This window comes from Virgibacillus dakarensis (assembly GCF_900155625.1).
Taxonomy (GTDB): Bacteria; Bacillota; Bacilli; order Bacillales; family Amphibacillaceae; genus Lentibacillus_C; species Lentibacillus_C populi.
This window is the reverse complement of sequence record NZ_LT732554.1, coordinates 631,778-648,895: the sequence shown is the minus strand read 5'-3', so window position 1 is coordinate 648,895 and position 17,118 is coordinate 631,778. Positions and strand designations below refer to the sequence as shown.

16 protein-coding genes are annotated in these 17,118 nt (G+C 34.1%); 14 read left to right on the top strand and 2 right to left on the bottom strand.

The window, feature by feature from the left end; translation table 11 throughout:
• Positions 1–8: 8 nt before the first annotated feature.
• The 7 genes from CZ382_RS12740 to CZ382_RS12705 all read left to right on the top strand — a co-directional run bounded on the left by CZ382_RS12740 (position 9) and on the right by CZ382_RS12705 (position 5,684).
• Positions 9–1,703: an FAD-dependent oxidoreductase gene (locus tag CZ382_RS12740; protein WP_088051598.1), complete on the top strand. Its 1,695-nt coding sequence runs from the start codon at positions 9–11 to the stop codon at positions 1,701–1,703.
• Positions 1,704–2,267: 564 nt separating this feature from the next.
• Complete coding sequence (locus CZ382_RS12730) at positions 2,268–2,528, top strand: metal-sensitive transcriptional regulator (protein WP_088051596.1); 261 nt, start codon at positions 2,268–2,270, stop codon at positions 2,526–2,528.
• Between the two features lie 177 nt (positions 2,529–2,705).
• Positions 2,706–3,065, top strand: a complete 360-nt coding sequence (locus tag CZ382_RS12725) for a rhodanese-like domain-containing protein (protein WP_088051595.1) — start codon at positions 2,706–2,708, stop codon at positions 3,063–3,065.
• 15 nt (positions 3,066–3,080) lie between these two features.
• Entirely contained in the window at positions 3,081–3,380 is a 300-nt protein-coding gene (locus CZ382_RS12720) for a rhodanese-like domain-containing protein (protein ID WP_088051594.1), read from the top strand.
• Positions 3,381–3,410: 30 nt separating this feature from the next.
• Entirely contained in the window at positions 3,411–3,797 is a 387-nt protein-coding gene (locus CZ382_RS12715; RefSeq protein ID WP_088051593.1) for a DUF302 domain-containing protein, read from the top strand.
• A gap of 51 nt (positions 3,798–3,848) precedes the next feature.
• Positions 3,849–4,085 (top strand): glutaredoxin family protein, encoded by a 237-nt coding sequence (locus tag CZ382_RS12710; RefSeq protein WP_088051592.1) that lies wholly within the window; start codon positions 3,849–3,851, stop codon positions 4,083–4,085.
• Positions 4,086–4,452: 367 nt separating this feature from the next.
• A protein-coding gene (locus tag CZ382_RS12705; protein WP_088049320.1) for an IS3 family transposase occupies positions 4,453–5,684 on the top strand; the annotation gives its coding sequence in 2 pieces (ribosomal slippage) (positions 4,453–4,723 and positions 4,723–5,684; 1,233 coding nt in all).
• A gap of 421 nt (positions 5,685–6,105) precedes the next feature.
• Here CZ382_RS12705 and CZ382_RS12700 read toward each other — a convergent pair.
• Positions 6,106–7,250, bottom strand: a protein-coding gene (locus tag CZ382_RS12700) for an IS3 family transposase (protein ID WP_200809510.1) whose coding sequence is annotated in 2 segments (ribosomal slippage) — positions 6,106–6,992 and positions 6,992–7,250 — 1,146 coding nt in all. Because the reading frame shifts where the segments join, the coding sequence is not laid out codon by codon here.
• A 196-nt stretch (positions 7,251–7,446) separates the two neighbouring features.
• On the opposite strand from CZ382_RS12700, the gene CZ382_RS12695 reads away from it, so the two are divergent.
• The 3 genes from CZ382_RS12695 to CZ382_RS12685 all read left to right on the top strand — a co-directional run bounded on the left by CZ382_RS12695 (position 7,447) and on the right by CZ382_RS12685 (position 11,931).
• Positions 7,447–8,487, top strand: a complete 1,041-nt coding sequence (locus tag CZ382_RS12695; RefSeq protein ID WP_235000428.1) for a DUF3387 domain-containing protein — start codon at positions 7,447–7,449, stop codon at positions 8,485–8,487.
• 237 nt (positions 8,488–8,724) lie between these two features.
• Positions 8,725–10,023, top strand: a complete 1,299-nt coding sequence (locus tag CZ382_RS12690) for an AbiJ-related protein (RefSeq protein WP_088051590.1) — start codon at positions 8,725–8,727, stop codon at positions 10,021–10,023.
• Between the two features lie 144 nt (positions 10,024–10,167).
• Positions 10,168–11,931: a sacsin N-terminal ATP-binding-like domain-containing protein gene (locus CZ382_RS12685; protein WP_140392734.1), complete on the top strand. Its 1,764-nt coding sequence runs from the start codon at positions 10,168–10,170 to the stop codon at positions 11,929–11,931.
• A 146-nt stretch (positions 11,932–12,077) separates the two neighbouring features.
• Here the strand turns inward: CZ382_RS12685 and CZ382_RS12680 are convergent, their stop codons facing one another.
• Positions 12,078–13,193 (bottom strand): IS4 family transposase, encoded by a 1,116-nt coding sequence (locus CZ382_RS12680; protein WP_088051588.1) that lies wholly within the window; start codon positions 13,191–13,193, stop codon positions 12,078–12,080.
• Between the two features lie 67 nt (positions 13,194–13,260).
• On the opposite strand from CZ382_RS12680, the gene CZ382_RS12675 reads away from it, so the two are divergent.
• The 4 genes from CZ382_RS12675 (at position 13,261) to CZ382_RS12660 (ending at position 17,091) form a co-directional block, all read left to right on the top strand.
• Positions 13,261–13,965, top strand: a complete 705-nt coding sequence (locus tag CZ382_RS12675; protein ID WP_140392733.1) for a hypothetical protein — start codon at positions 13,261–13,263, stop codon at positions 13,963–13,965.
• A 14-nt stretch (positions 13,966–13,979) separates the two neighbouring features.
• The gene (locus tag CZ382_RS12670; RefSeq protein WP_088051586.1) at positions 13,980–14,942 is read left to right on the top strand and encodes a TIR domain-containing protein; all 963 of its coding nucleotides are present in this window, start codon (positions 13,980–13,982) and stop codon (positions 14,940–14,942) included.
• A 359-nt stretch (positions 14,943–15,301) separates the two neighbouring features.
• A complete protein-coding gene (locus CZ382_RS12665) occupies positions 15,302–15,673 on the top strand; it encodes a DUF956 family protein (RefSeq protein ID WP_088051585.1) in 372 nt (123 codons plus the stop codon).
• Positions 15,674–16,122: 449 nt separating this feature from the next.
• Entirely contained in the window at positions 16,123–17,091 is a 969-nt protein-coding gene (locus CZ382_RS12660) for a mannose/fructose/sorbose PTS transporter subunit IIA (protein ID WP_088051584.1), read from the top strand.
• Positions 17,092–17,118: the final 27 nt, after the last annotated feature.

The following is a 17,118-nucleotide window of genomic DNA, read 5'->3' as shown; positions in this document are numbered from 1 at the left end:
GCTTAAATATGGGAAAGAAAGTACTGATTGTTGGTGGAGTTGCTGGTGGAGCTTCTGTCGCTGCACGAGTCAGAAGATTAGATGAAGGTGCAGAGATTATTATGTTTGAAAAAGGTCCTCACGTATCCTTTTCGAACTGTTCGTTACCTTATCATTTAAGCGGTATTGTAGAAGATAGCGAAAAATTGGTTTTAATGTCTCCCGATATCTTTAAGAATCGCTACAATATTCAAGCTAGGGTACAACAGGAAGTTATTCAAATTAATCGGGATAAGAAAACAATCACTGTAAAAGATTTAATGTCAGACAAAACATACGAAGAGGACTATGATAAATTGGTGCTTTCTCCCGGTGCTTCACCTATTCGACCAAATTTAGAAGGCATAGACAATTCTAATGTTTTTACAGTACGTAACGTAGTCGATATTGAGAATATCAATTCATATATCAAGCAAAAAGGTATAAAGGATATTGCGGTCATCGGTGGTGGCTTTATTGGAGTAGAGGTTGCAGAAAACCTTAAACTTGCGGACTATAATGTAACATTAGTTGAGTTTGCAAATCAAGTCATGGCGCCATTTGATTACGATATGGCTCAAATCCTTCATAAAGAAATGGTGGATCATGGGGTTAATCTTGTTTTAGATGATGGATTAGCTCAAATATCTGATGGTTATATTATAACAAACTCTGGTAGGAAAATTGATGCGCAGGCAGTGGTATTAGCGATTGGTGTAAGACCTGAAACCAACTTGGCTAAAGAGGCAGGTCTTGAGATTGGAGAAACAGGAGCTATTAAAGTCGACTCCAATTATTTAACAAGTGATAAAGATATTTATGCAGTTGGGGATGCCATTGAAGTGTATCATCGTTTGTTACAAAAACAAACAAGACTAGCACTAGCTGGGCCAGCCCAAAAACAAGCCAGAGCGGCTGCAGACCATATGTATGGAATTCCAAATAGAAATATCGGTGTAATTGGATCATCATCCATCCACCTCTTTGATCTCAATGCAGCATCTACTGGACTTAATGCAAGAACAGCTGAGCAAGCAGGAATGATGTACGATTATGTTTACTTAATGCCGGGAGATAAAGTGGGACTCATGCCAGACAGCAATCCGCTGCATTTTAAATTGGTTTATGAATATCCAACAGGTCGAATTTTAGGTGCGCAGGCAATTGGTAAAGGAAATGTAGATAAACGAATTGATGTTATTGCAACCATGATTACAATGAATGGAACGTTGGAAGATTTGAAAGATCTAGAATTGACCTACTCCCCAATGCTAGGAACAGCTAAAGATGTCGTTAATCATGCCGCTTTAGTAGGGCTAAACCTACTACAAGGCAGATACAAAGAAGTAAAAGTTTCCCAAGTTCGAGAACTAGTAGAAAGTAATGCTTTTATTATTGATGCACGAGAAAAAGGTGAATATAATGCAGGTCATTTTAAAAACGCAGTTAATATTCCTTTAAGTGAGTTTAGACAGAGACTTGATGAAATTCCAAAAGATCAACCTGTATACATTCACTGTCGTTCAGGTCAAAGAAGTTATAATATGGTAATGGCATTACAAAATTTAGGATATGAGAATGTTTACAACATTTCTGGGTCTTATTTAGGTGTAAATCTTTATGAATACTTTAATGATTTAGTTACTGGTAGAGAAAGAATAGTAACTGAATATAATTTTAAATAGATTGACTTAAAATCTGAAGAATATTATTTAACAGTAATGAAACGGAGGTACATTATTTCGTGTATCCTCCATATATTTTCTATTCTCATGATATGTATAAGTTTTGTTAAAGAAAGCAAAAGCGACTAATAGAAAATAATATTGAAATCTTGACAATATACCTTATGGGGTATATTATTGTTTGTGTAATCCTTATTAAAAGGTGATCAATTATGATTATATATTTGCTAAGTGCAATTATTGTTTTATTATGTTACGAATTATATAGAAGGTATTTTCCGATTATGGTAATAACTTGTAAGAATAGAATTGGCGAAAAGGATATCGTTATATTAGATTTAAGAGATTACAACGAAAAAGGAACTTTAAAGAATGTGGCAATGCAGATTCCTTATGCTTATTTGAGAAGATATTATAGTGAGATCCCGAACCAACCCCTTCATGTGATAGCCGGTAATCGGTTGGATCTTAATCTAGGGGTGCGATTTTTATTACGGAAAGGCTATCATGTTAATAGTTTTGAGATTTTAGGTTGTACGTGTAGAGGAAAAGGAGGAATAATAGATGGAGTATGATAAATCTGTTATAAATCGTTTAAAACGTATTGAAGGTCAAATTAGAGGCGTATTAAATATGATTGAGCAAAATAAAGATTGTAGGGAAGTAATTACTCAATTATCAGCATCTCGTACTGGTATTGATCGTACAATTGGATTAATTGTAAGCATGAATTTAGAACAATGTGTTCGAGAAAATATTGAAAATGGCGAAGATACGAAAGAACTTGTAAAAGAAGCAGTAAATTTATTAGTGAAAAGTAGATAAAGGTTCTAACAATTTTCTTACTAAAGGAAATTTAACAGCCTTTTTCTTTTTAAATAAAATATACCCCATTGGGTATATGGTTGACTCTAGTCTAATGGAAGTAATCAAATGAAATAATTAGAACAGAAGGTAAAATGACATCAGATAATAATTGAGAAAAGAGAAGGTGAAGGTAGAGTGGATATTATACAATGGATTTTTATTATTTTGATCGCACTCTTTGTGATCAATCGTTTTATTCCCAAAAAGGGCATTACGAATATAACTGTTCAAGAAGCAAAAGATAAATTTAAGGATAAAAGTGTTCAATTTATAGATGTCCGTACACCGGGTGAATATAAAGCAAATCATCGCAAACCGTTTAAAAATATCCCACTTTCCAATTTGCCTAGCCAAGTAGACAAATTGGAAAAAGATAAAGAAGTTGTTGTTATATGTCAAAGCGGAATGAGAAGTGCAAAAGCAGCAAATATGCTGAAAAAACAAGGTTTCGAAAATATTTACAATGTAAAAGGTGGAATGAGTGCTTGGTATTAGAAAGGATGACAAGTGATGGCAAAACAAATAGCACCAGAAGAAGTAGCTAAACGTCTTCAAAATAGTGAAGAAGTATTCATAATTGATGTTCGTGAAAATGGAGAAGTAGCTAGTGGCAAAATTCCAAGTGCAAACAATATTCCTTTAGGTCAGCTTGCATTACGAAAAGGTGAACTAGACAAGGATAAGGCCTACGTGGTTGTTTGTCAATCTGGGAACCGAAGTAAAGCTGCCTGTGGAATACTTGAGGCATTAGGTTTCAAAGTTGAAGATATGGTCGGTGGAATGAATAATTGGAATGGAAATATTGAATAAAAACTAAGTAGATAGGAGTGAAATCAAAAGATGTTTCATTACACAATAGAGACAAACAAATCTATAGAAGATGCCATTAAGTCATTGGAAGTAAATTTAAAGGAAGAAAAGTTTGGTGTTCAGTGGCAGTTTGACATTAAGGAAACATTGCAAAAGAAGGGATATGAACTAGACCATCCATTTACTGTTTTAGAAGTATGTAACCCTATAGAAGCGCAACGTGTGTTGTCAACGAATCAGTTAATTGGATATTTCCTTCCATGTAAAATCGTTGTTTACGAGGATGATGAAGGGAAAACTAAGATAGGGCTACCAAAACCAACTGCTTTAATTCAAATGGTAGAAGATGAAGAATTACAGGAAATTGCAACCGACATTGAAGAAAGATTGATTGCCTGTATTGATAAAAGTAAGTAATCAAGTGAGATTCAATAGGGATTTTGAATTAATAAAAGAGGTTATGAACAAATGAATCAAACTGTCACAGTATATACATCAAGCTTCTGCCCAGTCTGCGGAATGGTAAAAAGCTTTCTAGAATCCTTTGATATTACTTATAAAGAAGTAATTGTAGACTTGAATCCTATAGCAAGGATGAAATTGATAGGAAAAACGAAAAGATTAACGGTTCCACAAACCAATATAAATGGAGAGTGGATAAGCGGGTTTGATCCGGAGAGAATGTTAAAGATATTACTTAAATGATCTCGTACTAATACGAATACGTAAAGACAGTAAGGATATAAACATTCTTTACTGTTTTTTTGTGATATAAAAATAAAGTTATATCATTAAAAAGGCATTATTCTAGCTTTAATATTCCTCTACAAAGGGTAACTTTTATGTACAACATAGAATTGAATACAGTGGTTAATTAAAGATAAAATAATATATGGTAACTATTAATAGTTACCAATAAAAGATACTATGCAGAGTAATAGTGCAATAAAGTTAGTGAAATACAGTGCCAGTCAATGTTTGGGTTGGTATCTATCTCATAAGCCCCTAAATGAACTTGGACACTAAGAGTGGAATGTATTATACTACTTAATGTGTTAGGGAGGCTTACAACATGAAACGCACAAGACATTCAAAAGAATTTAAAATACAGGTTATCAAAGAAGCAATGGAAACAGGAAAAACATCTGTTGTTGCACGCCGTTATGATTTAAATGCCAACATGGTGACACGGTGGGTGCGAGAGTACAAGGACGGCAAGTACGGAGATGTTGATGTGACAACTATTCCAGATCTTGATTCCAAGCAGCTTGCCAATGAGAATGACCATTTGAAAAAAATATTGGGTGAAAAGGATCTCGAAATCGCCGTTTTACGGGATCTTGTAAAAAAGCAGGACCCTCACTTGCTGAAAAAATTAAAGTAGCCGATAAATGGATCCAAAAAGGATATGCCATCAAATTGGTATTGAAAATCGTAAATGTTCCTCGTTCCACATACTATTACCAAAAGAATTACCGTGTGGAAGAGAGGCAAGTGAGTGAGGGCCGTCCAGCACCAGGCTACTCCATCAATGAGGACGGAAAGAAAGTATCCGACGAACAAATCAAAGAATTCTTGTTAGAACTTATATCTGGCGAGTGTAATGGTTATGGTTATCGCAAATTAACCCTGGCCCTACGCCGCGATCAATATAAACTAAAAATCAATAAAAAGAAGGTATACCGCCTTTGTAAGGAGCTAGATATTTTAAAACCACAAAGAAGGAAAAAAATCTCGCATCCTAGGAAACTGGCAAGAAATCGCGTTATTACTGAATCTAATCAGCTCTGGGAGGCAGATATTAAATACGGCTATGTCCACGGTGAAGACCGATTTCTCTTTGTTTTTTCCATTATCGATGTATGTGACAGATCTATCATCAATTATCATATAGGACTGCATTGTACTGCAGTTGATACTGTGCAGATATTAAATCGGGCCTTATTGAAACGACAGTTATTTGAAGCGCAAGAAAAGCCTGTCGTACGTACAGATAACGGACCACAATTCATTTCAAATACATTTGAAGATCATTGTGAGGGTCTAAATGTGGAACATGAGCGTATACCGCCTAAGACGCCAAATATGAATGCCCATATTGAATCATTCCATCGCATCATGGAGGACGATTGTATGTCCCGATTTGAATTTGAAACCTATGGAGAGGCGTATGAAGCAATTACAAATTTCATGGACTTTTACAACAATCGGCGCATTCATTCTAGTATTCGTGACTTAGCACCTAATGAGTTCTACAAGTTACAAAAAGGCAAGAAGGCAGACATAAAGGAAATACGGGTTTAATCCCCCTTCCATTTTTCTTCCTTTTGTCCACGCCTTGAAACCAGCCAATCCTGGAATGGAATCAAGGGCGAAGCGTAGCGAGGGCAAAGCCTTTACCCTTGATGGAATGGAAGCATTGGCTATAATCTCAGGCGGACAAAAGAAGAAGATAAACTGGAGAAAATAACGTAATTTTAAGGAAAAGCTAGTTTAAGAGTGTTATTGTCCAAAATTCGGGGGTTAATCCGCTATTAATGGTTACCATTCATATTTAAATGGCTATTTTGATGTTAGTGGATCTATGTCAAGAAATTGGACACTAGAAATGGTGAATTTTTTAAATTCCTACCGCGCTCCGCTTGCTTCCCTCTCTGTTAAAATAAGGGGAAAGAACGCCCCTTCTTTTAACAGAGAGGCTAGTACGTTTTTCTATAAAGCTATCTTACCTTAGATACATTTTTTCATACGCCATTGGTGCCATATATCCAATGGTCGAGTGAATTCGCTTGAAATTATAAAACGTCATGATGTAAGAGAAGATATTACGCTTTGCTTCTTCTCTGGTTTGATAATTCTCATGAAAGATTAATTCCTTCTTGAGCACACTATGAAACGACTCGATACATGCATTATCATAACAGTTGCCTTTCCGGCTCATACTTGTGATGATATGATGTTTTCTTAAAAGCGCCTGATACTCCTTCGCTGCATATTGGCTGCCTCTATCTGAATGATGAATCAACCCTTCTTGCGGCGTTTGCTGGCTGATGGCTCTTTTTAATGCAGTGAGTGTTAATTCTTTGGTCATTCGATGACTCATTGCCCAACCAATAATTCGCCTGGAAAACAAATCCATGACGGTCGCTAGGTAGAGCCATCCTTCTTTGGTCCAAATGTACGTGATATCGCTCACCCATACTTGTCCTGGCTTATCTACCCGAAAATTTTGGTTTAATAGATTTGGATAGACAGGGTGCGAATGCTTCGAGTTCGTTGTCGCCTTATATTTCTTCACCGTTTTAGAACGTAAGCCATTTTCCCTCATGATACGAGACACCGTTTTTTGAGAAACAGGTATCCCTTCACCACGTAAAACCTGGGTGATTTTAGGGCTTCCATACCTTCTCTTCGATTCAATAAATACACGTTTGATTTGGGACGTCAGTTTTTGTTTGCGTTTGGCTCGATCGCTGACAGGACGATCTCTCCACTCATAATAACCACTCTTGGAAACACCTAGTACTTGGCACATCTTCTCTACACGAAATTCGTGGCGGTGTTCTTGGATAAATACATAAATTATCTCTGGTTTTTTGCGAAGATGCCCATAGCCTTTTTTAAAATAGCTACCTCCTCTTCCAAATCCCGAATCCGTTTATCTTTTTCATATCCAGCTTGATCTTTAGGACTTCGATTCCCACTTCCTACAAAACTATCCTCTTGGTCCTCCTTATACTTAGCTACCCATTTTTGCAGCGTCTGTGGGACTAAATCTAATTCCCTTGCCACTTCTGCTGTTTTCCTACCGTCTTCGGCTACCAGTTTCACTGCGTATACTTTAAATTCTTTATCATATCGTTTGGCCATCTTAGACACTCCTAGAGATTATTATATTTAGTATAAAAATCCCCATTTGTTATGTCCAATTATTAGACTAACATCAAAACCAATTCAGAAGCACACCTTAATTCAAACGATATCACGTGTTAACCGAGTTTATAAAGGAAAAGAACGCGGATTAATTGTTGATTATATTGGAATAAAGAAGAGTTTAAATGAAGCAATGCAACAATATACCAACTACCAAACTGAGGAATTACCAGATATATCACAGGCAATTAAAATTGTTCGAGATGAATTAGAAGTACTAGATAAGATCTTTTATCGATTTAATAAAAATAAATATTTCTTTGGGGATTCTCTTGATCAATTGCAGGTATTAAAAGATGCAGTTGAATTTATACAAGTCACCGAGGAGTTAGAAAATAGATTTATGTATTCAGTCAAAAGGTTAAAAAGTGCGTTTAATTTATGTAGTACATCAGATAAATTTAGCAATGAAGATAGGGATAATATTTCCTTTTATACTGCGGTTCGATCTGTTTTATTCAAATTAACAAAAGGAGTCGCACCTGATTTACAGCAAATGAATGCTAAGGTAAGGGAATTACTTGAGGCAGCTATTACTTCAGAAGGGGTAGAACAAATTTACGAAATTGGAAAGGATACCAAAACTAAGAATAGCGAAATCGATATTTTTAGTGATGAATACCTAGCAAGAATTAACGCAATTATAAAGCCAAATACTAAAATTAAGATTCTACAACAGTTATTAAGGCAATCAATAGAGAACTTCAAAAAGGTTAATAGGATAAAAGGGGTAGAATTTGAAGAAAGATTAAGAAGACTAGTTGCCACATACAATGATAGGCGTAAGGAAGAAGCCTTTGCATCTGAAGTCCTTGACGAAGTGGCAGAGCAGCTTTCAGACCTAATGCAACAATTGAAAGAGGAAAAGAATTCATTTGAAAAGCTAGGAATTGACTATGAAGAAAAGGCGTTTTATGATGTCTTAAAGTATGTCCGTGATACATTTGAATTTGAGTATCCTGAAGAAAAGTTAATCCAACTTTCAAGAGAGGTTAAAAAAATAGTAGAAGATAAATCTCAATATACAGATTGGAATACTAGATTAGATATAAAAGCCCAACTACAAGTAGATTTAATTCTATTGTTAGCTAATAATGGGTATCCTCCTGTTTCATTGGATACCGCCTATAAAGAAGTATTAGAACAGGCTGAAAATTTAAAGATGAATTTGTAACTAAGCAAACTTTAAGGTGAAACATAATTGAAGTAAAGGGTTAGGGGTTAGGATATTCCACGAGATAGTGTTTATGTAAATATTAGGAACATCGAATGTCAGTCATTTTAAAGAAGTTAGGTGGAGTAACTTTTTTATATGGCTGACAGTTTTATATCCCTGAGTTACTGTTCCTATATTCTATGAACAGATAACTCTCAAATACAAAGTTAAAGATAAGGGGAGTGGCTTTAGATCATGAACCGAATTACTGAGATAACAAAGCGTGATATTCTTGATATATTTAGAAATGGAATTGATATATGGGACCTATTTGAAACGAGAAATGTTACTTATCTTTATTTTGGCCGAATGGATGAAATTGACTTTCTCAAAAGATTATATGATTTGAAAAGTATGCCAAGTTTGGATTTAAGGTTTTCAAATGCCGAAGATGATATATGGCATCACACAGTAAACAATGATGATTATCCAATTTGTTGGGTATTTGAGGATGAACGATTCCAACTAAAAAACGGTAGTGATGAAATATACTTGAAATTTATTTGTGAGATATTTCATCCTGTAGTTAGGTATGAAAAAGGATATTGGAAGGAGTTTCTTGATGAGGTAAACAGAGTGTTGCGAAATGATGGATATGAACTTTATCCAGCGGAAAAAATATCTAACCGTGATATCTTTGGGTGGAGAATATTTCAGCCAGAAGAAAATAGTATATTTATTCCTTACTCTCAGAGAAATTTAAAAGCAATAAAAGAGAAAAGAATATCATTATCAATTAAACGTGATGTGAGAAATCAGATTTTTCAACTTTTAGAAAGATATAATGACAAATATCAGAAAACAGATGAAACAGGATTTTCTTACAATATCCTAATAAGTGAAGAAGTATTTAATGATATACGGCAGTTTTATATCCCTAAGTGCTACAATGACCAAAATCAGTACGTTGAAACTAATAACCTACAAAATTTTATATTAAAAAGTTCACCTTATTGTGTGATGGATGTAGTCGAACTTTTTGCGAAACATAGCTGTTCCAACGACTTTGACGCTAAGATTAATACAATATTGAAGCTCAATGATATTGCATTGAAGTTAGATAACGGCAAGATTATAGGCACGTTTGATAGTCATATTAAGAAAACAACACTAGCTTCAATTGAAGAGGTAGGACTCAAGGAGTTACTTCAGGAAGCCACAAAATATTATGACGAGGGTAATTTGAAAATTGCCGTTGAAAAACTCTGGGATGCTTTTGAAAGGTTGAAGACATATTACTCTCCGACATTAGATAAGAAGAAATCAATAAAAAGAATTATAAGGGATATGAGCAATAATAATGCACCATATCAAGAGATTTTTGAAAAGGAGTTTCGTGAACTTACTGTTATTGGTAATAATTTTAGAATCCGGCATCATGAAACTACAAAAATAGATATTGAGGATAATAGACACTATGATTACTTTTATAAACGTTGCCTTTCATTAATTTCATTTGCGATTCAATATTTGGATAGTGTAGTAACTAGCTAAATACTGGTTACTAAAACTTTTGGTGTAGGTAACCCTGTTGGTGCAACGTATTTAGGATACTTTTTCTTTAGTTTGTAGGCTTTTAATTAATCAAAAATTACTGAAAGAGGTTTAATTATTGTCATGTCCAATGAAGAAATTTTGATGAATAAAGTATTAGATGCGAGTTCTAATACCATTTGGGATGAATTGAAAAAAATAAGAGAATCCACAGAAGCAACAAAAAAGATTATTAGGCGCAGATGGATATGGGAGTTGATTCAAAATGCTTCGGATTGTACCCCCAAAAATGAAAAGATAGACATTGGAATAGACTATGCGAACAATAAAGTAATATTTAGTCACAATGGTTTACCTTTTTCATATGAAAATCTTTTAGATTTAATTACTCAAATCTCTTCTAAACAAAGTTCAGAAGAAAAAAAGATTGGTAAATTTGGGACGGGCTTTATGTCAACGCATTTATTATCAGAGATAGTACAAATTGAGGGATCATTTGTAAAAAAAGAACATAATTATACAAAACTAGATTTTACTGTTGATAGAACTGGAAATGAATATAGTGATATAAAAACAAATACTAAAATTATGTTGGAACAACTAGGAATTTTGAATAACGGTCAAAGCGAACTTAAAGATCATTACGATGATACAAAATTCATTTACTTAATAGAAGACGATGTGGAAATTATGGAGGCGGTAGAACAAGGTATAAAGGATTTAAATGAGACCATGCCTTATGTGTTGGCTTTTAATAATAATATTAATTCTATTACATGCAATGGGGATGTTTATAGAAAAGTAAAAGAATTAACTTCTTCTATAAATGAAAAAGTAAAGCTGGTACAGATTGAAGGTCCAAATGGAAATAGAGAATTACTAATATTAAATGATAATAGTGTAACAATTGCTTGTGCTATTGAACGTATTGATAATGAAATACATTTCTTGCCCATTTCTTCTTCAATACCTAAAGTCTTTTGTGAATTTCCTTTAGTTGGTACAGAGGAATTCAGTTTTCCTATCATAGTTAATTCAGCAATATTTGAAGTTGAAAGAGATAGGAATGCTATAAGAGATAATAATGAAGCTAATATGGAATTAATTATAAAAGCAGTATCTTTATTTAAAGAGTTGATAAGTTATTGTTTAGAGCATAAAAGTACTAGAAATGAATTTAACATATGTATATTAAATAAGTCCAATGAGTCAAATATTCAAGAATATTGTTATACAGAAATTAAAAAATATATTGAAAAGAAGCCAATAATCCCTCTTCATAACGATTTAGGAGGTTCTAATAGAATAGCATTTAAAAATAGTAGTGACCAAATAGTAATAGGGATACCACTAACTATAGATGAAGAGAATAGAGATCTTTTTTGGGATATTTTATCTAATTTTAAGGGAGTAACTATACCTACCAAAAATACATATCAAGGTTGGGCCAAAGTTTTCGGCACAAATGTCCCGTTTTCTTGGATAAATGACACCTTTTTTAAAGATTCTAATATAGAAAAATTAAATTCCTATTTGACCAATGGAAATATATTAGAATGGTTAAATATGTTCTATAACCTTTGGATTCAAGATGCAGGTATCGATAAAGTTGTTACAGCAGCTTTTGTTCCGAATCAAAACAATGAGTTCGTTAAATTTGAGAGGATTTACTTAGATAATAATATTGATTGGGAATTAAAAAATATCTTAGTCTTATTAGAAGAGAATATTCTATTTACATTGTTAATAAAAGAAATTACTGCTTTTGAAAGATACTTCCAAGAGAATCCTAAAAGAGTAAAAACTAGTGAAAAATGTTCCGAGAAAATTGATGAGAGAGTTTCACAAATTCTTTCCAAAGAAACCATTGATAGAATAGAAAGAAAGGAACATATTCAAAATCACTAGCATTGCATAAATATAGTCAAAATGTTCAGTAAATACTATTCCCGTAATTTTTGCCAAAAAGTCAAAGTCCAATTAAAGATGGCTCCGTCCATTTGGCAAAATTATACAGTTAATACAATTGATACGACCTACAACAATGTTACTTATTACGGAACTGTCTTGTTTTCAAATCTGTGAAGCCAAATGTAAGCCGGCTTCCATAGTGCAGCCCTTAACCAACGGGTAATTCGAAGCAACGATTTCTTGCTTTTCGTTTCCAGTTGGATAAGCACATGTAAACAATAGGTGATGAGTGCTATATAGATTTGATTTTGTAAAGCCGTTTCACTCATTTCGTAAAAATGTTTGATTTCCACGTGCTGCTTTAACCATTTGAAAAACAGTTCAATGGCCCAGCGTGATCGATAAATATCACTAATTTCTTGCGGTTCCAAGTCGAATCGATTGGTAATCAATCGAAGGATGTTGCCTTTCGTATCCATCACTTCGAGAAGACGAAAAACATTTTCACAACGTTTTTGTGTGGAGCCTATGTAAACCATTCTATCGGTTAAAACCGTTGATTCAGCTGGAACCGAAAATGAACATACTTCACGAATGACGGCATTTTTCTTTAGTCTGGATACAAAGAAGAATCCATCATCCGTCATTCGATCAAAACGTTCGTAGTCCATATAGCCACGATCAAAGACATACATGGCTTCGTTGTCATCAACAAGGACTTCAAGCTGATTGCGATCGTGCTCTTTGGCTACTGTGATGACAGCCTTTTCGGGATAAACTGTTTCTTTATCCATAAAAACAAGGCGCAAATGCAACTTGACACCAGCCTTCGTTTTACGGAATTTTGCCCACTTATAATTGGTTAAGTTAAGGGGCAACGTGCTAGAATCGATGATTTTTAACGGCATATTTTTATAAGCATTATTATGATATCCGTGTATCTGGTAAACAAGATCTAGAAATAGGGTTGCTAATATGGATGGATCTATTTCTCTATTCTTGCGTGAGAGCTGAGATGCGCTAATCGACTCAAAACCAACAGCTTTCTGAAAGTCTGTATCCAATAAAGCGTCACTTAGTGCTTGAAGCCCTTCCGTTTCATGTACTTGTGCATAGAGCATCAGTTTAATATAGGCTTCAGTCGTGAGTTTTTTGGTATAGCTATCTTGTTTTAGATTTTTAACTTGGTCAAAAAGTTTTTTAGAATTTATAGGTGCAATCCATTTACCAAATGCTGATTTTAGTGTATTCTTGTCCATGTTATGGTCCTTTATATTGGATTTGGACAGGAAACCACCTGACCTATTCATTATAAAGGATTTTTTGTTGTCTAGACAGTCAAAAATTGAACATTACCAACATTTTTTATTATTAGTTATAATTAATGCAACGCTAGTGATTCAAAATATATTTAATAAATTAACCAATTGGTTCATATCAAATCAGGAAAAAGCTATAGAGTGGTTTGGAAATTTATATCCTAAAAGGATGATGTTATCCACTCCAGAAGAAAATTTAAGAAGATATAAAATTGCCGAAAAAATAGAGGAAAATAATATTAAGTATGAAGAATTAGATGAAATTATTAGTAATCGTGATAAGGTATTGGAGATTATTTCTAACTCAGAACTAAGTAGAGAAGATATTATTGAACAGTTAAAGCATGTAGTGACTTCATCTGAAGAATTAAAACGATATGTTGAAGGGTTGATAAACAGGAGTATACAAAATATATATCAATATTTAAGCACTATTTCGGATTATATACTTCCACCAACTATTGAGGGATGGATGAAAGTGAGATATTCGGAAACGATATTTCCAGCTAAGTATAAAGGAACTGATATACGAATTGTTATTCGACCAAGTGACTATCAAAAAATCATATTTTATTATGAAGAAGAATTAGAGGCTTTAGATGATATTAATTATCAGTTGTGGACCGATGATGGAGAAGTGCAACGAATGATTACTTTAGGAGATCTTCTAAAAACAACAGGTATTTCAAGAATTCCTTTGACAAAATTATGAGGAGGTAATTTTTCGTGTTTAGAACAATTGAAGATATTAAAAATAAAATAAGTGAAAATGATAGGAAGAATACAACATACATACACCCAATTGCTAGTGATGAAGAAATAGCAAAATTAATTTCTGCATATTCGAATAGTGATGGAGGGGATATAATATTTGGAATCAGAGATGATGCAAAAAGGCTGGAATTGAAGAAGTTCCCATTTAAAGTTGATTTAGAACGAATTCAAGATTTGATAGAAGGCAGTATAAATATAAAAAGTGGATATTTGACCATAGAAGATGCTAGTATTCTTTTTATTTCTGTGAATAAATCTGATGAATTAGTAAAAGTAAATAAAGTGCCTTACAGGATTAATGGTAATGGAGCGCTTGAAGAATTAAAAGTACAGAAGGTGTTTATTTCCTATGCACATAAAGATAGTGATCTTGTAAATCTTATAGAAGAGAAAATAAGTTTATATAAAAATTTAGAAACTACTCGCGATATAAATGTCACTCAGTATAGGGACAGTTTATCAGAGTTTATGCAAACTATCAGAAATCATGATGTTATTATTGCATTAGTGACCAGCGCGTATATAAAATCATTAAATTGTATGTATGAAATTACTCAATTAATGAAAGATATAGATTATCAAAAAAAGCTATTTTTCATAGTGGTAAATAGTGATGATTATAAGTTTTATAAAGAAGAAAATAGATATGAGAATTATCAAGCAAATATCTATAGTGTAGAAAGTAGATTAGCTTATCTGAGTTATTGGTCTGATGAGCAAAAAAGGTTAGAACAAAGTATTAAGGAAGCCAATCTTAGACCAGCTATGATGGCTAATATTGCTTTGGATTTAAGAAAGTTAGAATCCATATTGCCTGCAATTGATGATTTTATTGCATTATTAAATGATAGAGTAGGTAGGAATTTTAAGGAAATGTATGAAACAGATTTTAAAGATATAGTAATGAGAAATTAATTAAAGAGTTTGACCAACTCATTTTAGACATTGCAAAGATGTAATAAAGACCATTGTTACAACAAATGAATTTAAAGTTGGAAAATAGGCATCGGTAATGGACCAATGCCTATTTTTGCCTCTCAAACAATAAGGGTGAGCCGTATCATAAGTCAATAAGGTTTGTGTTAACTTTCTTCATCACAGGTTTAACTGAACCAATTGAATTTTCATTCATGTTCATTGCTCAGTTATAAGGAATACATGCACTATTGACAAGTCTCTATGAAGGAATGCTGTAACTTGTCCCAAGTATTTTTTATTTAATTGGTAAAGCGTGTATAATAGTATTATGAAAAGAAAGAAATGGGGTAGATCAAATGGTCCAATCAATCAACACAAAAGTCGATTTAGTTATTGATGCAACCTCACATATAAGAATTTCAGATTATGGTAAGATTATGATTGGAGACAAAGGATTTGAATTCTTCAATAATCGTGATGCTCGTAAGTTTATTCAAATTCCTTGGGAAGAAGTTGATTACGTGATCGCTTCAGTCTTGTTCAAAGGGAAATGGATCCCGCGTTATGCTATCCAAACGAAGCGGAATGGGACATATACATTTTCCTCTAAAGATCCGAAAAAGGTCCTTCGAGCAATTCGTGAATACGTTGATCCGAATCATATGGTTCAATCATTAGGTTTCTTTGATGTGATCAAACGAAATTTCAAGCCTAAATCTAAAAAGTAATAGTTTTACATCCAAGACAGGTCGGAACTTGTCTTTTTTTGTTGGGACATCTTCATAAATCGTTAACGGATAAACTGTTACGGAGGTGTGAACAAATAACTGTTTTCTTGAAAGAGGAAAACTGGTGTGTTAATCTACTTTATAGAAGCTTATTAAAGTAGTTCGGTTGATGGTTTGTTTAACGCTATCATTAAAGCCTTTTCAAAAAAATAACCATCGCAAATATTTTTTACGTGTTACTGATTCGATCAGGCATGAGTAAAAAGTAGTGATTAAAACGAAGAATGTAGGTCTTTTTACCCCCATGCTTTCATTTAACTCACTAGTCTACTTTTGCTCATGCTTTTTTTATTACGAAACGTAATCGCCTCAGATGAGCTGAAAAAAATACTACTTTAGGAGCTTAGCATGTTTATAGAGGCCTTAACCATAATAGAGGAGGTAAAAAGATGGTAGGAATTATCATTGCTAGTCACGGTGAATTTGCAAACGGTATCTTGCAATCTGGTGCGATGATCTTTGGAGAACAAGAAAATGTAAAAGCTGTTACATTGATGCCGAGCGAAGGACCTGATGATGTAAAGGCAAAAATGAAAGAAGCAATCGCTTCTTTCGACAATCAAGACGAAGTATTATTCTTAGTCGATCTTTGGGGTGGAACTCCTTTCAACCAAGCCAACAGCTTGGTGGAAGAACACAAAGATAAATGGGCAATTGTTGCTGGTTTGAACTTGGCAATGTTGATCGAAGCTTATTCATCGCGCTTCTCAATGAACACAGCGCATGAAATTGCTGCTCATATTCTTGGCACAGCTAAAGAAGCGGTTAAAGTAAAACCTGAAGAATTAGAACCAGCAGTTTCTGCAGCAGAAACTGCTCAACCAGCAAGTACAGGTGCTCCTGGTAAATTTGAATATGTGTTAGCGCGTATTGACTCTCGGTTACTTCACGGACAAGTTGCGACATCCTGGACCAAAAATACACTGCCTACACGTATCATCGTTGTGTCTGATGAAGTAGCGAAGGATGAACTTCGTAAGAAATTGATCCAACAGGCTGCTCCTTCAGGTGTAAAAGCACACGTTGTTCCTGTTAATAAAATGATCGAACTTGCTAAAGATGATCAACACTTTGGCGGCCAGCGCGCGTTACTTCTTTTCGAAAACCCGCAAGATGCGCTTAGAGCGGTTGAAGGTGGTGTTCCACTGGAGACAATCAACGTTGGTTCTATGGCACACTCACCTGGTAAAGTTCAACCGAATAAGGTGTTGGCCTTTAGTCAAGATGATATTGATGCTTTTACTAAGTTAAAAGAAGCTGGTTTGAATTTCGATGTACGTAAAGTTCCGAACGATTCACAAGGCGACATGGATGAAATTATTAAAAGGGCTCAAGCGGAGTTAAACAAACAGAAATGATCCTGATTACCAGAAAAAGGAGGATTA